Origin of the sequence: Acrocarpospora pleiomorpha (assembly GCF_009687885.1) — a bacterium.
GTDB lineage: Bacteria > Actinomycetota > Actinomycetes > Streptosporangiales > Streptosporangiaceae > Acrocarpospora > Acrocarpospora pleiomorpha.
On record NZ_BLAF01000042.1, the window covers coordinates 107,497 to 114,978 of the forward strand.

Here is a 7,482-nt window from a genome sequence, read left to right on the forward strand (position 1 = left end):
TTCCCCGGGCTCCGCCCGGCCCCGCCCGCTCTCCGTGGCTTCGCCCCGGAACTACCCGTCCTCCGAGGCTTCGCCCGGAACTGAATGCCGCCGAGCTTTGCCCGCCAAGAGAATGCCCCCCACAGGCTCCGCCTGCCCTCTGCGGCTCCCCAGAACTATCTGCCCGGGAGGCTTCGCCCTCCAGACCGGCCCACGGGCATCACCCGCTCTCCGCAGCTCCCCAGAACTGCCTGCCCGGGAAGCTTCGCCCTCCAGACCCCTCAAACTGCCCTACAGGCTTCGCCCGGAACTGACGGCTCTCCGGGGCTTCGCCCTCCAGAGCAGCCCCGCACGCTCCGCCCGGCTTCGGGCGCTCTCTGGGCTTCGCCGGGACCGCCTAATCCCGAATGGCCGGCATGGTCCCCGTATTGGCCTCAGCCTCAAGAGGGACAGGATCCGGAAGGATTTCTCGGACCTTGTCCTGAATCAAGCGGGTGACCTCAGTTTGAGCGAGGGTGCCGTCGACGACGAAATAGCGGTCCGGCTCGGCCGTGGCGAGGGAGCGGAATTCGCGGCGGACTCGTTCATGGAAGTCCATTGGTTCAGATTCGATGCGGTCCGCGGGAGATGCGAAGCGGCGCAGGCCCACCGAGGGTGGGACGTCGATGAGGACGGTCAGGTCGGGGACCAGGCCGCCGGTGGCCCAGGCGTTGACCTTGGCCACGTCCTCGGTGTCGAGGGAGCGGCCGGCGCCCTGGTACGCGAGGGACGAATCCACATATCGATCACAAACAACCATCGAATTCCGGTACAAAGCCGGGCGGATGACCTTTTCCACGTGTTCGGCCCGGTCGGCCGCGTACAGCAGGGTTTCCGCGCGGGCAGAGAGCCCTTGATGGGTGGAGTCCAGCAGGATCGCCCGCAGCCGCATGCCAATCTTGGTCGAACCAGGCTCGCGCGTCTGGACGACATCGAAGCCCTGATCGCGCAGCCAGATGGCGAGCAGCCGGGATTGTGTGGTCTTGCCGGAACCCTCCCCGCCCTCGAACGCGATGAACATGCCACGCGCCTGCTCATCCTCGGTGGGCACGAACTTCTCGCCCCGCAACGCGGCCAGCAGATCGACGCTGATCGGGATGCCACGCCGGTCGTCCATGTGCCTGAGCGCGAGCACGCCCACGATCACCGCGACCAGCGCCCCGATAAGCATCACCAGGTTGGACCCGTCGAAACGGTAACTCATCCCGCCGATCGTGAACGGATGGCTGCCGAACAGCCCCGCCAGCGTCGACCCGAACGCGACCACCATGAGCAGCACCACGCGGGCCAGCGACTGCAGGAACGAGAACGTCCGCCCACGCAACTGATCTTCGACTTCAAGCCCGATCATCGTGTACCCGATGATCCAGGCGATCCCCGCGCACGCTCCCAGCACAACCGTGAGCATGACCACGATCACCAGGTTGTGGATAAGCGCGATCGCCACCAGCACGGTGCCCGCGAGAATGATCGACAACCCGAACAACCGCCGCCGCGACAGCTCCCTCAGCAGCCGCAACCCGAAGAACATGCCCAGCGCCATGCCGACGAAGACGGCCCCGAACACGGTCCCATACGCGGCGTCGCCTCCCCCAAGCACCTCCACGTACGTCTTGGCGACCCCCACCACGGCCCCACCCGCGGCGAACGCCCCCAACATCCCAATGATCAACCCCCGGACGGTACGGTTCGCACCCACGAACCGCCATCCCTCCACGATCTGCCGGAGCACCGACGGCGTCGCAGCCCCGACATGCCCCCTCGGAATGTCACGTAACGTGAAAATCAACGCGCCCGACACCAGGTACGCCAGCGCGTTGATCCCCAACGCCAGATCCGTGGGCTGCCCACTGAACGACGGCGCCAACGAGCCGATCACGTTCACCGTCACCGACAGGAGCGCGAACAGCGCGGCGGCCAGCGGCGCGGTGCCGTACGTGACGAGCAGGTTCAGCTGGTTGGCCTCCTCCAGCCGATCCTTTGGCACCAGATTGGGGACGGTCGCGTCCTTGGCCGGAACCCAGAACAGGTTCACGCATTCGACCAGGAATGTCGCGATCACGATCCACTGGTAGCTGCCGACCAGCGGAATCGACAGCACGACGGCGAACCGGGAGACGTCCGCCAGGACCATGGTGAGACGCCGGTCGAACCGGTCGGCGAAGGCTCCGGCCACCGGGCCGAGCAGGATCGCGGGCAGCATCTTGGCGATGAAGACACCGCCGATGGCCAGGCTCTGCGTCTGGTAACCGTCGTCCTGCGTGAGGTTACCGGCGAGGGCAGTGAGCGCGATGATGTTGAGCCAGTCACCGAGGCTGCAGACCGACATCGCCGTCCACAACCTGCGGAAAGGCGCGTTCGCCAGCACATGCGGCGGCTTGCGGCGAGGGACCGCCCGGCCAGGGGAGCTCATGATGTCAGCGTATCCAGGTGTCTGCTGGGCTTGGGGGGTGCGAGCGGGCCGGATTTGCCCCGCCTGCTCATCGCCTGAGGGTATTACGTCACAGCTGTCTGGCGCAGTCAGGTCAACGCGATCGTCATCCCCTTTTCTAACCCCTCCGCCCCTCCATTCCCCCTGCTCACCCCAACCAGCCAGCCCTTGACCTCGATCAATCCCCCGCCCCACCACATCCGTTCCGGCTGCTCACACCCACCAGATAGGCCCCAACCCCAATCAGAACCTCCCACCCCGCCTGACCGAACCCGGATTCTCGGGCCCTAGAGGTAGCCCCCAGGCGCCGAGGATGTCGTCCGCGTCCATGACCAGGGCCATGTGCAGCGACATCATGCTCAGGGCGGCCCGTTCGAGCCCTTCGTCCGTGCCGCGGACGAGATCACGGGCCACGATGACGCGGTAGCCGAGGTTGGAGGCGTCGAAGGCGGTGTTGAGCACGCAGCAGTCGGCCATGATGCCGTCGAGCACCACGGCCGTGACGCCCATCTGCCGGAGCAGGAAGTCCAGATCGGTGGGATAGAAGGCGGACAGGCGCTTCTTGCCGGTGACGATCTCGTCCCGTGGGTCGATCTCGGTGGCGAACTCGGTCCACAGGCTGCCGGCGAGCGCGTGCTCCGCCGCGTTCGGGATGTCGCCGACATACTCGGGGAACGTCGTACGCCAGGCGCTCGGGATTCCCCGTACGTCATCGACACCAGAGGAGCGCAGCTCCGACCGTACGTGGATGATCGGGACGCCGGCCGCCCTCGCCTCCCGGTGGAAGCCGTCGATCCCCGCGACGATGTCGCGTCCCCTGGGGGCGGGACAGGGGCACAGCGGCGAGTCCGAGAGGTGCCCTTGGTGCATGTCGATGGAGACGACGGCGGTCCTGTCCGGTACGACGAAGTCGTGGTAGCGGCCATCGTCCGGCAGCGGCCTGCGTTCTTCGTAAACGTAGTGATAGGGCATGGTGTGCGCCTTCAGACGTGTGACGAGGACTGCCCGACCGCGAGCGGCTCGGCGTTTGCGGGCCTCCCGCGCTCAAGTATCGGCCGGATGCCGACGTTTACGATCAGGTGGAGGACTACCAGCATGATAATTCCGAGCATCATCGGGCTGCCGACGATGGCGGCGACGCTCGGGGAGATCCCGGCCGTGATTTCGGCGGGCAGGAACTGGAGCCCCAGGGCGATGATGAACGCCGGCGCCGCGACGGCCAGGTTCAGGTCATCCCAGTCGACGGTGGCTAGCAACTGTACGCCGCTCATCGCGATGATCCCGAAAAGGATCGTGGACGCGGCCGACAGGACGGGCGAGGGCAGCCCGGCGATGAACAGGCTGACGCCCGGGATGAACGCCAGCACGATGGCCGCGCCACCCGCCGTGGCCGTCACGAAGCGGCTGCCCACGCCGGTGACCCGGATGATCCCGGCGTTCTCCGGGTAGGACGTGGTGCCGATCCCGCCGAAGAGCGAGCCCACCGTCGTACCGAAAAACTCCGTGAACAGGCCCCGGTTGGTACGGCTCAGCCCGACCTGCTGCCCACCCCAGCTACCGACGAGGCTGTACATTCCGGCGGACTCGGCGCCGGCCTGGAAGAAGGCGAGCAGCATCACCACGACGACCGACCACTCGACGCCGAAGCCGAAGGGCAGCCAGGTCGGGGCGTGAACGAGCGGAACGGACCCGGCGCCGGCCGGGGTCCACAGGCCGGCGACGGCCGCGACCAGGGTTCCGGCGGCGATGCCCCAGATGATCGCCGCGCGCCGTACCACCGAGTTGCCCCCGAAGATCAGGCAGCCGAGCACCGTGATGACGGTGATGATGCTGACCCAGAAGTTGGGACTCCCGTATCCGGGGGTTCCCGGCACCCCGAACCAGCCGCTCAGGCCGATGCTGGCCAGTTGCCCGCCGATGATGACGAACAGCGTGCCGAAGACGATGGGCGAGGACGAGAGCTTGGAGATGTGACCGAACAGCCCGAAGTGCTTGATCGGGATGCTGAGCACCATACAGATCAGCCCGGCCACCATCATGGACCCGAAGGCGGTGCCGAGCCCGAAGGTGGCGCCGGCCGCGCTGAGGGCGACGAAGAACCCGGCGGTGGGGCCTTGGACGATGGGCAGCTTCAGCAGGCGGCTCGACTGGAGCACGGTGATGATCCCCGTCATCAGGAAACAACCCTGGACGATGTGGCTCACCTGCACCTGCGACAGGTTCAAGGACTGGCCGATGAGCACCGGGAAGATCCAGATTCCGGTGAGGGCGAGCAGGTGCTGGAGGCCGAACAGCCCGGTCCTGGGGGCCGAGAGTCGCTGTTCGATGCCGATGGCCAAAGTTGCTGACGGGGCTTGGTCCATGTTGATCACCGATCTGTATGCGGTGTGGTTGTACTGACTTCAGTACAGATGAAGTCCTATCATGTGACTCGCGGGCCACGAAAGGCGTCAATGTTACAGTCGTGTTGAAATCTGGCTGCAAATCCGGCGTCATGATTCAGCGATATTGAAATCGCGATCATCTCTTCTGGCTGAGCAGGAAGCCCAGCAGCGCGCCAATGATCACCTTGCTGGCGTCGGTGACGATGCCGCGGACGCAGCCCGCCGCGGACGCCCACGGTCCGTGTTCCGGCAAGATCGGGCACTCGGTTGATGTCGTGCTGGTACGTGCGGCCGGGTATGGCCAACCCACCGTCGAGATCCGGGTTCACTGGGCTGGGACCGCCCTGGCGTGCCCCCGCTCGCCGATTCAATCGCGTAGGCCACGCTCAGGGCCCCTCTGATCAGGGGAAACGATACGCATGCCGATTGAGGTTGGCAGGTTCTCCGTCACACGGCAATGGTGTAGGTCAGGTTAAATCCGCCCAGGTCGGATCGATGTTGATCCAGACCGCGGTGGCCTCCGTCGTGCCGACGTTGACGATCCGGTGCGGGCGGGCCGACGCGTAGGAGATCACGTCGCCGGGTTCGAGCAGGTGGGAGTCGCCGTCGAGTTCCACCGCGAGGGCACCCGAGATCACGACGCCGAACTCCCTGCCTCCGTGGTGCGTCGCCCGCGGGCCGCTGGCACTGCCGGGGGTGTACGCGTTGACGGCCATCTCCACCCCCGCACGTGTGTCGTTGTGTGCCACGCGGCGGGTCACGCCCTCGGCGGTGTGCACCACGATCTGCTCCCCCAGCCGGGTCACGGGGTGCTCCCTCTTCGACTCGGGCCGGTCGAACAGGTCGTACATGTGCGAGCCCAGCGCCGAGGCCACCGAGACCAGCGTCCCGACCGACGCGCTGGAGACCCCGCGTTCGAGCATGCTCAGCATCGAGACGCTGATCCCCGTGCGCTCCGCGACGTCCTTGAGCGTCAGGCCCTGGCGGGAGCGAAGCGCCCGGATCTTGGCTCCGACCTGCACCATGGTCTCGTCGGCGCTCGCTTGTTTCGGCGTCGGCGACGTGGGGGTCTTCTCCTTGCCGAACGCCGGGGCTCCGCTGGCGCTCGCAGGGTTCATGTCTTCTCCTATCAAGGGGCGCAGGCGCTTACACTTTCAGCCACAGTGAACCTGGTCAAGTTCGGTTGACACCCTGGCCGCCCGGTCACGTGCTGCTGGCGGGGGATCCTGAGGGGCGGCTGAGAGGCTGCGGTTGGGCCGCCGGTGGACTCGTAGCATTGCGGGGGGACATGGCGGCCGGCCCGCCCGGGGCGGCGGAGGTCGGAGTGGGGCAGGTCGTGGGATTTCTCGCTTTCGTGTTGGCTGCGGTCTTTGGGATCCACTACTACTTGTGGCGGCGGCTGGTCCGGGGGACGACGGCCCCGGGACGGAACCGGCGGATCCTGACATGGACGCTGATCGTGCTCGCCGGACTGCTGGTCGTGGCCTTGATCGGCACCAGGGTCTTCCCCTCGGAGGCAGGGCACGCGCTCGCGTGGCCTGGCTACCTCTGGCTGGCGATCATGTTCTACCTGGCGGTCATCCTGCTCGCGCTGGAGATCCCCAGGGCGATCGCCCTGATCGCCCTCAGGCGCCGCGAGCGCAAGCCAAGCCAGGCGCTCCCGGTTCCGGTGCCCGCCGGCGGCGCGCCGCCCACGCATGAGATCGCGCCTGACGAGAACCCCGCCATGCCACAACTCGACCGACGCCTGTTCCTCTCTCGTACGGCTGCCGCCGTCGCGGGCGTGGGCGCAATCGCCACGGTCGGGTACGGCATGCGCACCGCCTTGGGCGACCCCATCATCGAGCGAGTCCCCGTTCGGCTGGCCCGGCTGGATCCACGGATGAACGGTTTCCGCATCGCCGTCGTCAGCGACATCCATCTCGGCCCGCTCACCGGCATCAACCACACCGAACGAATCGTCCGAATGATCAACGGCCTGGAGGCCGACATCGTCGCGATCGTCGGCGACCTGGTAGACGGAACGGTCGCCGAACTGGGCCCGCTGGCCCGTCCCCTGCGGAACCTCGAATCACGCTACGGGTCATATTTCGTCACAGGGAACCACGAGTACTACACCGCCAACGGACCGAAGGAGTGGATCGACGAACTCAACACGCTCGGCGTGCGCTCCTTGCGCAACGAACGCGTAGAGATCGCCCACGCAGGCGCCACCCTCGACCTGGCCGGCGTGAACGACGTCAACGGCACCACCATGGACGACGGCCCCAACATGGCCAACGCCCTCACCGGACGAGACACCACACGCCCGGTCGTGCTCCTCTCCCACCAGCCGGTCCAAGTCCACGACGCCGCACGCTACGGCGTCGACCTACAACTCTCCGGCCACACACACGGCGGCCAAATGGCCCCTTTCAACCTCATCGTCCCCCTACAACAACCAGTCGTCCAAGGCCTCGACGTAATCGACGGAACCCAGATCTACGTCACCCGCGGCGCCGGCTTCTGGGGCCCTCCAGTCCGCGTCGGCGCCCCTCCAGAAATCGCCCTACTCGAACTCCACCCTTAACCGTCCGCGCCGCCCGGTGTTCGATTGATTGCGGTGGAACTCCCACCCACCCAGCCCTTTGATTTCCCTCGGGCTCCGCC

5 protein-coding genes are annotated in these 7,482 nt (G+C 66.7%); 1 reads left to right on the forward strand and 4 read right to left on the reverse strand.

The window, feature by feature from the left end; genetic code table 11:
- Positions 1-376 precede the first annotated feature (376 nt).
- The 4 genes from tmk to Aple_RS31900 form a co-directional block, all read right to left on the reverse strand.
- Positions 377-2,431: a dTMP kinase gene (gene tmk, locus Aple_RS31885; protein ID WP_155348424.1), complete on the reverse strand. Its 2,055-nt coding sequence runs from the start codon at positions 2,429-2,431 to the stop codon at positions 377-379.
- 261 nt (positions 2,432-2,692) lie between these two features.
- Positions 2,693-3,421, reverse strand: coding sequence for a cysteine hydrolase family protein (locus tag Aple_RS31890; RefSeq protein WP_155348425.1), 729 nt, complete (start codon positions 3,419-3,421; stop codon positions 2,693-2,695).
- Between the two features lie 11 nt (positions 3,422-3,432).
- Entirely contained in the window at positions 3,433-4,812 is a 1,380-nt protein-coding gene (locus tag Aple_RS31895) for a uracil-xanthine permease family protein (protein WP_155348426.1), read from the reverse strand.
- 488 nt (positions 4,813-5,300) lie between these two features.
- Positions 5,301-5,951: a cupin domain-containing protein gene (locus Aple_RS31900; RefSeq protein ID WP_155348427.1), complete on the reverse strand. Its 651-nt coding sequence runs from the start codon at positions 5,949-5,951 to the stop codon at positions 5,301-5,303.
- A gap of 218 nt (positions 5,952-6,169) precedes the next feature.
- Here Aple_RS31900 and Aple_RS31905 point away from each other — a divergent pair, with 218 nt between their 5' ends.
- Positions 6,170-7,402 carry a metallophosphoesterase gene (locus tag Aple_RS31905; protein ID WP_246264922.1) on the forward strand — a complete coding sequence of 411 codons (1,233 nt, stop codon included), beginning with the start codon at positions 6,170-6,172 and terminating at the stop codon, positions 7,400-7,402.
- The last annotated feature ends 80 nt before the right edge of the window (positions 7,403-7,482 follow it).

Excerpts from the sequence above, each read along its gene's own strand:
- tmk (WP_155348424.1), bottom strand. The coding sequence starts at position 2,431 with ATGAGCTCCCCTGGCCGGGCGGTCCCTCGCCGCAAGCCGCCGCATGTG.
- Aple_RS31890 (WP_155348425.1), bottom strand. The coding sequence starts at position 3,421 with ATGCCCTATCACTACGTTTACGAAGAACGCAGGCCGCTGCCGGACGAT.
- Aple_RS31895 (WP_155348426.1), bottom strand. The coding sequence starts at position 4,812 with ATGGACCAAGCCCCGTCAGCAACTTTGGCCATCGGCATCGAACAGCGA.
- Aple_RS31900 (WP_155348427.1), bottom strand. The coding sequence starts at position 5,951 with ATGAACCCTGCGAGCGCCAGCGGAGCCCCGGCGTTCGGCAAGGAGAAG.